The sequence below is a fragment of the Gordonia sp. NPDC127522 genome, assembly GCF_042672305.1.
GTDB classification, from domain to species: domain Bacteria; phylum Actinomycetota; class Actinomycetes; order Mycobacteriales; family Mycobacteriaceae; genus Gordonia; species Gordonia hongkongensis.
In genome coordinates this window covers 223,986-237,655 of record NZ_JBHXVK010000003.1, presented here as the reverse complement: position 1 = coordinate 237,655, position 13,670 = coordinate 223,986, and the positions used below count along the sequence as shown (strand labels likewise).

At 69.6% G+C, this 13,670-nt stretch carries 12 protein-coding genes; 1 reads left to right on the top strand and 11 read right to left on the bottom strand.

Annotated elements, in window-relative coordinates; translation table 11 throughout:
* Nucleotides 1-23 precede the first annotated feature (23 nt).
* The 3 genes from ACFVHY_RS08635 to ACFVHY_RS08625 form a co-directional block, all read right to left on the bottom strand.
* A complete protein-coding gene (locus ACFVHY_RS08635) occupies nt 24-2,327 on the bottom strand; it encodes a polyribonucleotide nucleotidyltransferase (RefSeq protein WP_390270841.1) in 2,304 nt (767 codons plus the stop codon).
* Between the two features lie 471 nt (nt 2,328-2,798).
* Nucleotides 2,799-3,068, bottom strand: a complete 270-nt coding sequence (gene rpsO / locus ACFVHY_RS08630; protein WP_004021887.1) for a 30S ribosomal protein S15 — start codon at nt 3,066-3,068, stop codon at nt 2,799-2,801.
* A 120-nt stretch (nt 3,069-3,188) separates the two neighbouring features.
* Complete coding sequence (locus ACFVHY_RS08625) at nt 3,189-4,157, bottom strand: bifunctional riboflavin kinase/FAD synthetase (RefSeq protein ID WP_082652846.1); 969 nt, start codon at nt 4,155-4,157, stop codon at nt 3,189-3,191.
* 100 nt (nt 4,158-4,257) lie between these two features.
* Here ACFVHY_RS08625 and ACFVHY_RS08620 point away from each other — a divergent pair, with 100 nt between their 5' ends.
* Nucleotides 4,258-4,926 (top strand): metal-dependent transcriptional regulator, encoded by a 669-nt coding sequence (locus ACFVHY_RS08620; RefSeq protein ID WP_082652845.1) that lies wholly within the window; start codon nt 4,258-4,260, stop codon nt 4,924-4,926.
* A gap of 22 nt (nt 4,927-4,948) precedes the next feature.
* On the opposite strand, the gene truB is transcribed toward ACFVHY_RS08620, so the two are convergent.
* The 8 genes from truB to ACFVHY_RS08580 all read right to left on the bottom strand — a co-directional run bounded on the left by truB (nt 4,949) and on the right by ACFVHY_RS08580 (nt 13,669).
* Nucleotides 4,949-5,848 carry a tRNA pseudouridine(55) synthase TruB gene (gene truB / locus ACFVHY_RS08615; protein ID WP_390270836.1) on the bottom strand — a complete coding sequence of 300 codons (900 nt, stop codon included), beginning with the start codon at nt 5,846-5,848 and terminating at the stop codon, nt 4,949-4,951.
* Between the two features lies 1 nt (nt 5,849).
* Nucleotides 5,850-6,506, bottom strand: coding sequence for a 4'-phosphopantetheinyl transferase (locus ACFVHY_RS08610; RefSeq protein WP_390270833.1), 657 nt, complete (start codon nt 6,504-6,506; stop codon nt 5,850-5,852).
* Nucleotides 6,503-7,504: a metallophosphoesterase family protein gene (locus ACFVHY_RS08605; protein WP_390270830.1), complete on the bottom strand. Its 1,002-nt coding sequence runs from the start codon at nt 7,502-7,504 to the stop codon at nt 6,503-6,505. Before ACFVHY_RS08605 ends, ACFVHY_RS08610 begins: the two co-directional genes overlap by 4 nt.
* A gap of 28 nt (nt 7,505-7,532) precedes the next feature.
* Nucleotides 7,533-8,885, bottom strand: a complete 1,353-nt coding sequence (locus tag ACFVHY_RS08600; protein ID WP_390270827.1) for an MATE family efflux transporter — start codon at nt 8,883-8,885, stop codon at nt 7,533-7,535.
* 38 nt (nt 8,886-8,923) lie between these two features.
* The gene (locus tag ACFVHY_RS08595; protein WP_058250134.1) at nt 8,924-9,880 is read right to left on the bottom strand and encodes a bifunctional oligoribonuclease/PAP phosphatase NrnA; all 957 of its coding nucleotides are present in this window, start codon (nt 9,878-9,880) and stop codon (nt 8,924-8,926) included.
* A complete protein-coding gene (rbfA, locus tag ACFVHY_RS08590; protein ID WP_065628950.1) occupies nt 9,877-10,332 on the bottom strand; it encodes a 30S ribosome-binding factor RbfA in 456 nt (151 codons plus the stop codon). Before rbfA ends, ACFVHY_RS08595 begins: the two co-directional genes overlap by 4 nt.
* 100 nt (nt 10,333-10,432) lie before the next feature.
* The gene (gene infB, locus ACFVHY_RS08585) at nt 10,433-13,285 is read right to left on the bottom strand and encodes a translation initiation factor IF-2 (protein WP_390270823.1); all 2,853 of its coding nucleotides are present in this window, start codon (nt 13,283-13,285) and stop codon (nt 10,433-10,435) included.
* Nucleotides 13,286-13,384: 99 nt separating this feature from the next.
* A complete protein-coding gene (locus ACFVHY_RS08580) occupies nt 13,385-13,669 on the bottom strand; it encodes a YlxR family protein (RefSeq protein WP_390271493.1) in 285 nt (94 codons plus the stop codon).
* Nucleotide 13,670: the final 1 nt, after the last annotated feature.

The window sequence follows — 13,670 nt, the reverse complement described above, 5'->3', positions numbered from 1 at the left end:
GGCCCCGGTGGGTCGTACTCAGATCAGGCGTCGGCCTTCACCGCGTCATCCTTGACCGCGTCGGGGGCGGATGCGTCGGCCTTGTCGGCGTCGTCGTCGACCGGGACGAGGCTGATCTTGCCGCGCTCGTCGATGTCGGCGATCTCGACGCGGAGCTTGGAGCCCACGTTGACCACGTCCTCGACCTTGTTGATGCGCTTGCCCTTGCCGAGCTTCGAGATGTGCACGAGGCCGTCGCGACCCGGGAGCAGCGACACGAAGGCGCCGAACGCGGTGGTCTTGACGACGGTGCCCAGGAAGCGCTCCCCGACCTTGGGCAGCTGCGGGTTGGCGATCGCGTTGATGCGGTCGATCGCCGCCTGCGCGGACGGACCGTCGGCCGCGCCGACGAACACGGTGCCGTCGTCCTCGATGGAGACGTTGGCGCCGGTCTCCTCGGTGATGCCGTTGATCGTCTTGCCCTTCGGGCCGATCAGCTCGCCGATCTTGTCCATCGGGATCTTGATGGTGGTGATCCGCGGCGCGAACGGGCTCATCTCGTCGGGCTCGTCGATGGCCTCGGCCATGACGTCGAGGATGGTCAGTCGGGCGTCCTTGGCCTGGCTGAGCGCACCCGCGAGCACCTGCGACGGGATGCCGTCGAGCTTGGTGTCGAGCTGCAGGGCGGTCACGAAGTCCTTGGTGCCCGCGACCTTGAAGTCCATGTCGCCGAAGGCATCCTCGGCGCCGAGGATGTCGGTCAGTGCGACATAACGGGTTTCGCCGTCGACGGTGTCGGAGACGAGGCCCATGGCGATACCGGCGACCGGGGCGCGCAGCGGCACACCGGCATTCAGCAGCGACATGGTCGACGCACAGACCGAGCCCATCGAGGTCGAACCGTTGGAGCTCAGTGCCTCGGACACCTGGCGGATCGCGTACGGGAAGTCCTCGACGCTCGGCAGCACCGGCATCAGGGCACGCTCGGCGAGCGCACCGTGGCCGATCTCGCGACGCTTGGGCGATCCGACGCGACCGGTCTCACCGGTCGAATACGGCGGGAAGTTGTAGTGGTGCATGTACCGCTTGGACGTCTCGGGTCCGAGCGAGTCGATCTGCTGCGCCATCTTGACCATGTCGAGGGTGGTGACACCCATGATCTGGGTCTCGCCGCGCTCGAACAGCGCACTGCCGTGGGCGCGCGGGATGATCGCGACCTCGGCCGAGAGGGCACGGATGTCGGTGATGCCGCGGCCGTCGATGCGGAAGTGGTCGGTCAGGATGCGCTGCCGGACGAGCTTCTTGGTCAGCGACCGGTAAGCCCCGCCGATCTCCTTCTCGCGGCCCGCGAACTGCTCGCCGAGCTGCTCGAGGACGTCTGCCTTGAGCTCGTCGGTCTTGTCGTCGCGCTCCTGCTTGCCGGCGATCGTCAGGATCTCCGACAGGCGATCGGTGGCGGCGGCCGCCACCGCGTCGTAGGCATCCGACTGGTATGCCGGGTACAGCGGGAACTCGGCGGTCTCCTTGGCCGCGGCGGCGGCCAGGGACTTCTGCGCCTCGCAGAGACGGGCGATGAACGGCTTGGCGGCTTCGAGGCCCTCGGCGACGATCGCCTCGGTCGGTGCCTGCGCGCCGCCGGCGATGAGGTCGATGACGTTGTCGGTGGCCTCGGCCTCGACCATCATGATCGCGACGTCGGCGTTGTCACCGGAGCCGGCGACGATGCGGCCCGCGACGACCATGTCGAACACGGCGCCTTCGAGCTGCTCGACGGTCGGGAACGCCACCCACTGGCCGGCCTTGTTCTCCTCGGTCGGGATGAGCGCGACACGCACGCCGCCGACCGGGCCGGAGAACGGGAGACCCGCGAGCTGGGTGGAGGCGGACGCGGCGTTGATCGCGACGACGTCGTAGAGGTCGTTCGGGTTCAGCGAGAGGACGGTCACGACGACCTGGATCTCGTTGCGGAGACCGTCGACGAACGACGGACGCAGCGGACGGTCGATGAGACGGCAGGTCAGGATCGCGTCGGTCGACGGACGACCCTCGCGACGGAAGAACGATCCGGGGATGCGGCCCGCGGCGTACATCCGCTCCTCGACGTCCACGGTCAGCGGGAAGAAGTCGAAGTGCTCCTTCGGGTGCTTCGACGCCGCGGTGGTCGAGAGCAGCATGTTCTCGTCGTCGAGGTAGGCGGTGACCGAACCGGCGGCCTGCAGCGCGAGGCGCCCGGTCTCGAACCGGATCGTGCGGGTGCCGAAGCTGCCGTTGTCGATGACGGCGGTCGCCTCGGTGATCGCGTCGTCGTAGTCGTCGGCGAAGTCTTCGGTGGTGTTCACATCTGTCATGTGGGGTGGAATCCCTTCGTAGCGGCTGCCGGTGGCGGCCGTCTGACGCGGCCACGAGAAGGTGGCCGCTTGTGCGGTTGGGGGTGGCCTTCGCGGAGGTGCGCAGCACGAACTCACGTGTCACGTCGAGCGAGCTCGCACAGCAGCGCACGCGCGGATCGGACCTACCCAGAACGCGCCGAGAATGTGCGGCAGCACGGTGAATGGCGCAGCGTGTCTGCGCCGGATGAGTGCTCAGACGGCCTTCGATCGAAGCGGCCGGAATTCTGCGCGCCCGAGGGTTGCCCGGGCGAGGGTTCCGGCGGCCACTACCGAGGACCGATCTGGCTGGTCGTTCCGCACTGCCTCGAGTTCCGGCACGATCCGTCTGTCAGGGTATCACCGCCGACTGTCGATACCTCAATACGGCAACCCCCGATATGACAAAACCGGCCGCCCCCGTTTCGGGGGCGGCCGGTGGAAGTCGGGAGATCAGCGACGCAGGCCGAGACGCTCGATGAGCGAACGGTAGCGGTTGATGTCGACCTTCGCGACGTACTTCAGCAGACGACGGCGACGGCCGACCAGCAGCAGCAGACCGCGGCGGCTGTGGTGATCGTGCTTGTGCTGCTTCAGGTGCTCGGTGAGGTCGGTGATGCGCTTGGTCAGCATCGCGACCTGGGCCTCGGGCGAGCCGGTGTCGGTCTCGTGCAGACCGTACTCGGCGAGGATTTCCTTCTTCTGCTCGACAGTCAAAGCCATGGAGATACTCCTGTTTCTCAGTACCGCGTCCGAAACAACCACGGTGCGCCACCGCGGACTGCAGCAACACCGACTGATCAGGCTACCGCCCGGGTGGGACCCGGCCCAAATCCACCGGGCTCAGCTCTCGGCGGCGGCCAGGATCTCGCGCGTCTTCGTCACGTCGTCGCCCATGGCGGTGATCAGGTCGTCGACGCCGTCGAACTGTTCCATCCCGCGGATGCGGTGCACGAAGTCGACCGCGACGTGCTGCCCGTAGAGGTCGGCGCTCTTGTCCAGGACGAACGCCTCGACCGTTCGGGTGCGGCCGGAGAAGGTGGGGTTGGTGCCGACCGACACCGCGGCCTGGTAGCGCTCCCCCGGTTCGACCTCGCCGACGACCGGACCCGCGCCCAGGATCGTGAACCAGGCGGCGTAAACGCCGTCGGCGGGGATCGCGGCGTACATCGGCGGGGCCACGTTGGCGGTCGGGTACCCGAGGTCGCGGCCTCTGCCGTCGCCGCGCACCACCACTCCCTCGACCCGATGCGGGCGTCCGAGTGCCTCGGTCGCGCGGTCGACGTCACCGGCCGCGACACACGAGCGGATGTAGGTCGACGAGAAGGTCACCGCATGTTCACCGAACAGCGAGACCGATTCCACCGAGAAGCCGAACTTCCCACCGAGTTCGGCGAGCTTGGCCACGTCGCCGGCCGCCTTGCGTCCGAATGTGAAGTTGTCGCCGACGACCACGACGGCCGCGTGCAACGTCTCCACGAGGATGTCGTGGGCGAAGTCCTTGGGCGACCGGGCGGCGAGTTCGGGTGTGAACGGCATGACGCAGAAGACGTCGATGCCGAGTTCCTCGGCCAGCTCGGCGCGTCGTGTCAGCGTCGTCAGTTGCGGCGGATGGGATCCCGGGCGGACCACCTCGGACGGGTGCGGGTCGAACGTCATCAGCACCGCCGGGACGCCGTGCTCCTTCGCCGCCTTCGTGGCGGCGTTGATGAGCTCGGCATGTCCCCGGTGAACACCGTCGAAGACACCTATGGTGACCACGCACCGTCCCCAGCCCGCGGGGATGTCGTCCAGACCTCGCCAACGCAACACGCGACCAGACTACGGGCACCCGGTGTTCCAAACCACCACCGCCACTCGCGTTTGCGGTGGGGCTAAGCTCTTGGTCATGCCTCGGGGAACGGATCGTCCGGTGACAGAACTGTCACAGGTGACCCAGGACTATCTGAAAGTGATCTGGACCAGCCAGGAGTGGGAAGACGTCAAGGTCACCACCAAGCTGCTGGCTCAATCCCTCGGCGTGTCCGCATCGACCGCGTCGGAGGCGATCCGCAAACTCGCCGACCAGGGCTTCGTCTCGCACGAACCGTACGGCGCGGTCACCCTCACCGCCGCGGGCCGGTCCGCGGCCATCCTGATGGTGCGCCGCCACCGGCTGATCGAGACCTTCCTGGTGCGCGAGCTGGGCTACCGCTGGGACGAGGTCCACGACGAGGCGGAGATTCTCGAACACGCGGTGTCCGACCGGTTGATGGCCCGGCTCGATGCGAAACTCGGCTTCCCCGACCGGGATCCGCACGGCGACCCGATTCCCGCACTCGACGGCTCGATCCCCGCACCGGACGCGGCGCTCCTGGCCGACCTGGAGGTCGGGGCGTCGGGCGCCATCGCCCGGATCTCCGACACCGATCCCGAGATGCTGCGCTACTTCGACCAGGTGGGCGTCGCCCTCGACTGTGTGGTGACCGTCGCCGAGAAGCGCCCGTTCGCGGGCACGATCTCGGTGTCGCTCGACGACGGCGATCCCATCGACCTCGGCGACATCGCCGCGCGCGCCATCTTCGTGGTCCCGCGCGGCTGACCCGTTTCTTCGGCAGGGCGCGTCAGCGCAGAGTCGCCGGCCGCACCACCATCACCGAGCTCGCGCGGCGACCCTTTTCCTGGATCAGGGCGATCGCCTGTTCCCGCGGATCGACGACGACATAGATCTCCTTGCGGCCGATCGGCTCCAGCCACCGACCCTGACTGATCGACTCGGCCTCGTCGTCGTCGATGTCGCGGCGCGGGAACGACATCTTGACCGCCTCGTCGATGTCGAGGCTGACGCGCGGCTCGTCGCGGACGTCGTCGAGTGTCCGCGCATGGTCGAGGGTGAACGGGCCGACCGCCGTCCGCCGGAGTTCGGTCAGGTGCCCGCCGACCCCGAGCGCGGCGCCGAGATCGCGCGCCAGTGACCGGATGTACGTGCCCGACGAACAGTCAACGGCCACATCGAGATCGACGAACGCCGCGTCGCGCCGGGCGTCGAGCAGCTCGAAGCGGGACACGGTGACCGGGCGCGGCGCGAGGTCGAAGTCGGCACCCGTCCGCACCAGTGCGTGCGCTCGCCGGCCGTCGACCTTGATGGCGCTGACCTTCGCCGGTACCTGCTGGATGTCACCGGTGAGATCGGCCATGGCCGCGGTGATGTCGGCGTCGAGGACCCCGGATGCGTCTGCCGTGCCGAGGATCTCGCCCTCGCGGTCGTCGGTCGTGGTGGAGGCGCCGAGTCGGATCGTCGCCGTGTACGACTTCGTCGTCAGCGACAGCAGTCCGAGAAGCTTTGTGGCCCGCTCGATCCCGACGACCAGGACCCCGGTGGCCATCGGGTCGAGGGTGCCGGCGTGCCCGACGCGGCGGGTGTTGAAGATCTTCCGGCATCGGGAGACGACGTCGTGGCTGGTCATCCCGGCCGGCTTGTCGACGACCAGCAGGCCGGCGTTCTCGATGGTTGCGTCGGCCACGTCAGGTCAGCGCGATCGTGGTGGTGATGATGCCGCGCTCGACCAGCCAGCGTCCGGAGAACTCCAGCAGCGGCGGCCCACCGTCGGCGGCGGCCGGGTCGATGAGGATGCGGGAGGTGAACGTCCCCGACGTCGGGGTGGACTGTTCGAAGGTGATGTGGGCGTCCTCGAAACCCAACCAGCGCTTGGCGACCGGGAACCAGGCCTTGTAGGTGGCCTCCTTGGCGCAGAACAGCAGCCGGTCCCAGTGCAGGTCACCCGACCGGGTCGCGAGCACCTCGCGCTCGGCGGGCAGGCTGGTGTGCTCGAGCACACCGTCGGGCAGGCGGTCGTGCGGCTCGGCGTCGATGCCGAGGGAACGCACCGACATCGCGTAGGCGACCGTTGCGGCGCGGTAACCGTCGCAGTGGGTGAGGCTGCCCACGATCCCGGCCGGCCACACGGGTGCCCCCTTGTCCCCCTTGAGGATCGGGACGGGCTCGTAACCCAGCTCCCCCAGCGCCTGCCGGGCGCAGTGCCGAACGGTGGTGAACTCGCGACGACGCTTCTCCACCGCGCGCGAGATCAGGCTCTGCTCGGCCGGCAGCGGGACGAGATCCGGCGGATCGGCGAACGCCTCCGCCGAGGCGACGCCGGCCGGCAGGAGTTGTTCGATCATCGGTTGTCCTCTCGCGCTTGCCGTTCCGCTTGCCGCTCGGCCTGTCGTGTTCGTCGTTCCGCCTGCCGCTGCTCGACCCGCTGCCGGAACTCGGCGGCCCGCTCGGCGTAGTCGGGCGGCAGATCGAACCGGACGCCGTGCTCGGGCAGATCGGAGGCGCCGAGCCCGTCTCCGGGAACGATGTTGCGCATCAGGGGGTTCGGGAGTCCCCGGCGCTTCCACTCCCGCGGGTAGCCGACCGACACCTCCTCGAACCGGATGCCGTCGTACCAGGTGGTCCGAGGGATGTGCAGGTGTCCGTACACGCAGCAGGCCGCGTTGAACTCGGTGTGCCAGTCGGCGGTCAGCTCACTGCCGCACCACAGCGCAAACTCCGGATAGATGAGCGCGTCACACGGCTCGCGGCGCAGTGGCCAGTGGTTGATGAGGACCGTCTTCTCGGCGGGGTCGATGGCCTGCAGCCGGCGCCGGGTGATCTCGATCCGCGCCCGGCCCCAGGCGTCCCGGGTCGGGAACGGCTCGGGCGACAGCAGGAACTCGTCGGTGGCCACCACATTGCGTTCCCGGGCGAGCGCGAGCGCGGTCAGTTTGTTGGCCGTGCCCTCCGGGCGGAAGGTGTAGTCGTACAGCAGGAACATCGGGACCACGCGGACGGGATCGGAGCCGTCGCCCGGATCGAACAGCGGGTAGATGTCCTCCGGGGTCACCACGCCGATGTCGCGGCAGCCCTGGACGAGGTAGTCGTACCGCGCGACCCCGAACACCTGCAGCGGGTCCTTCGCCGTCGTGTACAGCTCGTGGTTGCCCGGGACCCACACGACGGTGGCGAACCGCGTCCGCAGACGACGCAGGGTGTCGACGATGTCGTCGGTGCGTTCGGCGACGTCACCGGCGACGATGAGCCAGTCGTCCGGCGACGTCGGCCGGATGCTGTCGATGATGTGCTCGTTGCCCCGATGCGCGATGTGCAGATCGCTGATCGCCCACAGAGTAGCCACGAGGATCCATCGTGCCAGAGGACCGCGATCAGGCGCGGACCGCACCTGCCCGGCGCCACCGGCCGGACCGGATCCGCCACACCACGGTGGCCAGACGCACGAGCATGAACACCACCAGGCCCGACCACACACCCGCGAGTCCCCAGTCGAACACGAGCGACAGCCAGATCAGCGGCAGGAACCCGATGAGGGCGCCGGCGAGGGTCGCGGTGCGCAGGAAGGCGGCGTCGCCGCTGCCGAGGAGCACGCCGTCCAGCGCGAAGACCACGCCGGCGATCGGCAACATGCCGACGAAGAACCACCAGGGCACGCCGACGGCGTCGAGAACGGCGGCGTCGGAGGTGAAGATGCGCGGGATGAGCGCCGCACCGGCCGCGAAGAGGGCCGCCATCGCCGTGGCGGCGACCACGGACACCGCGGTGACGCGCCGGGCGACGGAATCGGCTGCGCCGAGTCGTCCCGCTCCCAGCGCCGCACCCACCAGCGCCTGCGCGGCGATGGCCACCGAGTCGAGGAACAGGGCCATGAACTCCCACAGCTGCAGCACGAGCTGATGCGCCGCCACCTGGGCGACCCCGAATCGCGCCGCGACCGCGGCTGCCGAGACGAAGCAGATCTGGAACGACAGACTCCGCACCACCAGATCCCGCGCCATGACCAGCTGCGCGCGGATGATCGACCAGTCGGGTGCGAAGGCGCGCGAACCGGACCCGTGGCCGGCTCCCGCCGCGACCCGCCGTGCCTCGCGGATCACCCGCACGGCGAACAGCACACCCGTCACGCCCTGTCCGATCACGTTGGCCACCGCGCTGCCGTCCAGACCCAGACGCGGGAACGGGCCGACGCCGTGGACCAGTCCGACGACGAGGACCGCGGCGAGGGACAACCCGACCACGACGTAGACGACCGGACGACGGGTGTCCTGAACGCCGCGCATCCAGCCGTTGCCGGCCATCGACAGCAGGATCAGCGGGACGCCGAACATCGCGATCCGCAGCCAGCCCGCCGCGTCCTCGGCCACCGCGGCGGACTCCGGCGACGACATCCCGACCAGCAGACGCATCACGACCGGGGCGCACGGGTAGGCGACGGCGACGATCAGGACGCCGACCGCCACCGCTATCCAGCTCGCCTGCACGCCTTCGACGACGGCGCCGGCCCGGTCACCGGAGCCGAAGCGACGTGCGGAGCGGGCGGTGGTGCCGTAGGACAGGAAGGTCAGCTGGGTGCTGACGATCGAGAGCACCAGGGTGCCGACGCCGAGAGCGGCCAGTTGTTCGCCGCCGAGGCGTCCGACGACCGCCAGGTCCAGCAGGAGGTACAGCGGCGGCGCGATGAGGACGGCGAGAGCCGAGACGGTGAGGGTGGCGATGCGTGCCACGCCCGGGGCGTCCCCGGCACCCGGCTCCGACGCGAGGCTCAGAGCGACTCCAGCAACCTGGCGACCACCTCGTCGGCGGTACCGGTGTCGCTGTACCCGGAGGCCTGGCGATGCCCGCCGCCGCCGTGCGCCCGGGCGATCGGTACGAGATCGACGATGTCCTTGGACCGCAGCGAGACCGTCCAGACACCCGGCTCGCCCTCCTTGAACACCGCTGCCACCTCGGCCTCGCGGGCGGTCCGGATGGTGTCCACGACGCTCTCGGACTCCTCCCAGCTCATCCCGGCCAGCGCCTGCTGGTCGACCACGGCGTACACCAGACCCTCACCGTCGCAGGCGGTGGGTACGAGCTGCGCCGACGCCAGGACACCCGACATCATCGAGAACCAGGCGAACGGATGGGAGTCGAACAGGATCCGGCTCCACTTCCGCGTGTCGACGCCGGTCTCCAGGAGCCGAGCCGCGACCCGGAACGACGCCGGACGGGCCCAGCGGAACGAGCCGGTGTCGGTGCTGAGGCCGGCGTAGACACAGGTCGCGATGTCGGCGTCGAGTTCGACACCCAGGTCGTCGAGGACGTCGAGCACCAGCACAGCGGTGCAGTCGGCGGCCGGGTCCACCAGGTCGAGATCGCCGAAACCGGGGTTCGACGCATGGTGGTCGATGACGATCGACGTCTGCGCCGCGGTGAACGTCTCACCGAGCGAATCCAGCCGCTCGAGGTTGGCGGCGTCGACCGCGACCACCAGGGGGTGTCCGACGACCTGCGCGGGAGCGCACAGCAACTTGCCACCGGGCAGCCCGGCGAGCGACGCCGGGAGCTGTTCGGTCCCCGGGTAGGAGACCTCGACGTCGACGCCCCGGCGGTCGAGTGCCAGCCCCAGCGCCAGACCGCTGCCGATCGTGTCCGCATCGGGGCGGACATGACAGCAGATGGTCACCGCGGTCGCGGAGGCCAGCGTCGCGGCGATCGCCGCGCTCGACGAACTGCTCACTCGCGGGTACCGGTGGTGTCGTCGTCCGCCGACCGGTACGGGTCGGACTCCCCCGCCGGCTTCGCCTCGGCGGCACGTCGGGCGACGAGTTCGTCGTTCGCGCGGGCACGGGCGACGAGCTCCTCCATCTGACGCGCGGCATCGGGAACCGTGTCGAGTACGAAGCGCAGGGTCGGCGTGAACCGCACCCCGGTACCCGCACCGACCTTCGACCGCAGCACCCCGGTCGCCTTCGCCAGACCCGCGGCCGCGGCCTCGAAGTCGGGTTCGGCGTCGATGGATTCACCCATCACGGTGTAGTAGATCGTCGCATCGTGGAGATCGTTGGTCACCCGGGCATCGGTGACCGTCACATATGCCAGTCGCGGATCCTTGATCTCGTGCGCGATCGCCGACGCGACGATCGACGAGATCCGCTTGGCCAGACGCTGAGCCCGTGCCGGATCTGCCATTCCAGGACTCCTTCCATAGCGCTGCGTGCGCGCCGACCGGAGACCGGTCGGCGCGCACCACAGCTGTCGAGATGTCGTACGAGCTCGGTCGTTGCCGCGATCAGTCGCGCGGCTTCTCCCGCAGCTCGTAGGTCTCGATCACGTCGTCCACCTTGATGTCCGAGTAGGTCAGCGTGAGACCACATTCGTAGCCTTCGCGAACCTCGGTGGCATCGTCCTTCTCACGCTTGAGCGACGACACGGTGAGGTTCTCGGCGACCACCACGTTGTCGCGCAGCAGGCGGGCCTTGGCGTTACGCCGCATGATGCCCGACTGCACGAGGCAACCGGCGATGTTGCCGACCTTCGACGACTTGAAGATCGCGCGGATCTCGGCGCGGCCGAGCTCCACCTCTTCGTAGATCGGCTTGAGCATGCCCTTGAGCGCGCTCTCGATCTCGTCGATGGCCTGGTAGATCACCGAGTAGTACCGGATGTCGACGCCCTCGCGGTTGGCCAGCTCGGTGGCCTTGCCCTCCGCCCGGACGTTGAAGCCGATGATGATCGCGTCCGAGGCCGCCGCCAGGTTGACGTTGGTCTCGGTGACGCCACCGACACCGCGGTCGATGATCCGCAGCGAGACCTCGTCGCCCATCTCGATGTTCAGCAGGGCCTCTTCGAGGGCCTCGACCGTACCCGAGTTGTCACCCTTGAGGATGAGGTTGAGCTGGCTGGTCTCCTTGAGCGCCGAATCCAGGTCCTCCAGGCTGATCCGCTTGCGGCTGCGGGCGGCCAGCGCGTTGCGCTTGCGCGCGTTGCGCCGGTCGGCGATCTGCCGGGCGATGCGGTCCTCCTCGACCACGAGCAGGTTGTCGCCTGCGCCGGGGACCGAGGTGAAACCGATGACCTGGACCGGACGCGACGGCAGCGCCTCGGGGACGTCGTCGCCGTGTTCGTCGACCATGCGTCGGACACGTCCGTAGGCGTCGCCGGCGACGATCGAGTCACCGACCTTCAGCGTGCCGCGCTGGACCAGCACGGTCGCCACCGGGCCGCGACCGCGGTCGAGGTGCGCCTCGATGGCGACGCCCTGGGCGTCCATGTCCGGGTTGGCACGCAGGTCCAGCGACGCGTCCGCGGTGAGCAGGACGGCCTCGAGCAGTGCGTCGATGTTCTCGCCCTGCTTGGCCGAGATGTCGACGAACATGGCGTCGCCGCCGTACTCCTCGGGGACCAGACCGTATTCGGTCAGCTGCCCGCGGATCTTCTGCGGGTCGGCGCCTTCCTTGTCGATCTTGTTCACCGCGACCACGATCGGCACGTCGGCCGCCTGGGCGTGGTTGACCGCCTCCACCGTCTGCGGCATGACGCCGTCGTCGGCCGCGACCACGAGGATCGCGATGTCGGTCGCCTTGGCGCCGCGGGCACGCATGGCGGTGAACGCCTCGTGACCCGGGGTGTCGATGAAGGTGATCAGGCGATCCTCACCGTTGAGGTGGGTGTTCACCTGGTAGGCACCGATGTGCTGCGTGATGCCGCCGGCCTCGCCCTCCCGGACGTTGGCCTTACGGATCGTGTCGAGCAGTCGGGTCTTACCGTGATCGACGTGGCCCATGACGGTGACCACCGGCGGACGCTGTTCGAGGTCTTCCTCGCCGCCCTCGTCCTCGCCGTAGGTGAGGTCGAAGCTGTCGAGCAGCTCGCGGTCCTCGTCCTCGGGGCTGACCACCTGGACGCGGTAGTTCATCTCCGAGCCGAGCAGCTCGAGCGTCTCGTCGTTGACCGACTCGGTCGCCGTCACCATCTCGCCGAGGTTGAACAGCGCCTGGACCAGCGAAGCCGGGTTGGCGTCGATCTTGTCGGCGAAGTCGGACAGCGACGCGCCACGGGCGAGACGGATGATCTCGCCGTTGCCGCGCGGCAGCCGGACGCCACCGACGGCCGGTGCCTGCATGTTCTCGTACTCGGCGCGTTTCGCCCGCTTCGACTTGCGACCACGGCGCGGTGCACCACCGGGACGACCGAAGGCGCCTGCTGCGCCGCCGCGTCCACGGCCGCCACCGCCACCGCCGCCGGGACGACCGCGGAAACCGCCACCGGGAGGTCCTCCCGGTGCACCGGCTCCGCCGCCACCGCCGCGGTAACCACCGCCGCCGCCGGGGCCACCACGGCCTCCGCCGGCACCGCCGCGACCACCCGGACGGGCGTCAGGACGGGCCGCGCGCGACGGCATGGCGCCGGGACTCGGACGCGGGGGCATGTTGCCGGGATTGGGACGGGGACCGCCCTGGCCGGGAGCGGGACGACCGCCACCGGGACGGGGACCACCCTGGCCGGCGGCGCCGGGACGACCACCACCGGGACGCGGACCGCCCTGACCCGGTCCGGGACGGGCAGCCGGACGCGGCGCGGGCGCCGACGAATACGGGTTGTTGCCCACCCGCGGCGTCCGCGGGCCCGGCTTCGGGCCGGGGCGCGGTCCCGGGCTCGACGTGGGAGCAGACGGTGCTGCCGACGCGGCCGGGGCCTGCGGCGCCGGTGCCGCGGGAGCGGGACGCGGGCTGGGACGCTCCGCCGCGGGGGCGGGCGCCGGGGCCGGGGTCTCCGCCGGTGCGGGTGCGGGCTTGGGTGCGCCCGGCTTCGGCGCGTTGGTGCGCGGGCCGGGGCTCGGACGGTCGGCGACCGGCGCCGACGGGGTTACGGGTGCACCGGGCTTCGGTGCGTTCGTGTTGCCGGACGGCTTGGGTCCGGGCTTGGCACTCTGGCGCGGGCCGGGGGCCGGGGACGACTTCGAGTCCTTGGCTCCCCCGTCCTTGCCGGGGAACGATTCACGCAGTCGACGGGCCACGGGGGCCTCCACCGTCGACGACGCCGATTTGACGAACTCGCCCTGCTCCTTCAGACGCTCGAGCACCTGCTTGCTCGTGACGCCGAGCTCTTTGGCCAGTTCGTGCACGCGGGCTTTGCCTGCCACTGCTCTCCTCACTTGGAGGCCAAGCGGCTCACCCGCTACGGCCTCGATTTAAGTCCGGTACATGCTCATCGTGACTTCACGGTGTGCTCATGTCTTCTGCTACCTGTTCCGGCTCCGGGGAGCCATCCTCTGGTGGGTGATCGCGCCGAGCTGTTCGGTGAGATCGTCCGGGTCCACGGTCAGACCGGGGGTCCGGAGTGCCGTGGCGAAGGCCCGGCGTCGCGTCGCGGTGGAGATGCACTCCGACCGCGCGTGCAGCCACGCGCCTCGTCCCGGCATGGTCTTCGCGGGATCGACCACGACTGTCGGGGTGTCACCGCACAGCTGTGCGACGACACGGACCAACTCGCCGGCCTCTGCCCGCTGCCGGCAACCGATGCACATC

Excerpts from the sequence above, each read along its gene's own strand:
- rbfA (WP_065628950.1), bottom strand. The coding sequence starts at position 10,332 with ATGGCAGATCCGGCACGGGCTCAGCGTCTGGCCAAGCGGATCTCGTCG.
- ACFVHY_RS08635 (WP_390270841.1), bottom strand. The coding sequence starts at position 2,327 with ATGACAGATGTGAACACCACCGAAGACTTCGCCGACGACTACGACGAC.
- ACFVHY_RS08580 (WP_390271493.1), bottom strand. The coding sequence starts at position 13,669 with ATGTGCATCGGTTGCCGGCAGCGGGCAGAGGCCGGCGAGTTGGTCCGT.
- rpsO (WP_004021887.1), bottom strand. The coding sequence starts at position 3,068 with ATGGCTTTGACTGTCGAGCAGAAGAAGGAAATCCTCGCCGAGTACGGT.
- ACFVHY_RS08610 (WP_390270833.1), bottom strand. The coding sequence starts at position 6,506 with ATGATCGAACAACTCCTGCCGGCCGGCGTCGCCTCGGCGGAGGCGTTC.